This window comes from Vibrio sp. 03_296, assembly GCF_002265885.1.
In genome coordinates, this window is sequence record NZ_NPKW01000682.1 from 1 (window position 1) to 948 (window position 948).

Here is a 948-nt window from a genome sequence, read left to right on the forward strand (position 1 = left end):
TCCCGATATCGGTGAAGTCGTCGCTCTGTCATATCACGGCATTTTTGCTGAAGAGAAAATCAAAGGTGGTGCAAGCACTTATTGAACAAGGGATTGTTTGGCCCGCTGTCGAGGAGCTTGGTAGTGAGATACCTCAGCCATTAGCAGGCAAAGTCGTTGTACTAACCGGAACCTTGACACAGCTCAGTCGTGGCGATGCAAAAGCGGCTTTGGAACGATTGGGGGCTAAAGTCACGGGAAGTGTATCCAAGAAAACAGATATCGTTTTTGCTGGTGAAGCGGCGGGTTCAAAATTAACCAAAGCGCAAGAACTTGGCGTGGAAATTCAAACAGAGCAAGATTTACTCGCACTTCTGTAACCTAAAAAGAATAAATAAAAACTAAAACCCTACTAAWTWGACGTTTGGAGGGTTATTTTTTTATGTGAAATAAATACTGGTTAACGAATGAAAATATCGATAAAAATTATTCCGTGAGCCAGATCGTGTGCTGACTAAATGCTTTGCGTAGAAACATATAATGCGATGAGGTTCAAATTGATTTATTTAAGTTATTGTTTATAAGGCCTTTGTTTATTGCTTCTAGTTTGGATGGAAAATAAGATCTAGATCATGTTGATTTGAGGAAATTTGGTCTTGCTCATATTTTTTTAGAAAAAAAATAAGTTACCTATTGGATGTTTTATCGCTGCGAAAGTTTAGTCTATGAGCCATGGATACACACGGTGTATGCAGGAAATAAAAAAACCAAAATTAGGATTAATTAGGTTTTTTCGTAGGAAATGATTTCTCCCTTCGGCGGCCAACTAAAGGTGAGAATGAAAAAATACAGCTATATCCATTTTTAGGAGTTTTTCCATGGACAAATTTTTTAAAGTATCTGCCATAACTGCAGCAATGGTAGGCGCAATCGCAGCAGCTCCAGTTTCAGCTGCGGCACCAAGTAGGT

At 39.1% G+C, this 948-nt stretch carries 1 pseudogene; it reads left to right on the top strand.

The annotated features are described in order from the left end of the window. A pseudogene (locus CIK04_RS27115) lies at nucleotides 1-359 on the top strand (BRCT domain-containing protein); the annotation flags it as partial. Between the last annotated feature and the right edge of the window lie 589 nt (nucleotides 360-948).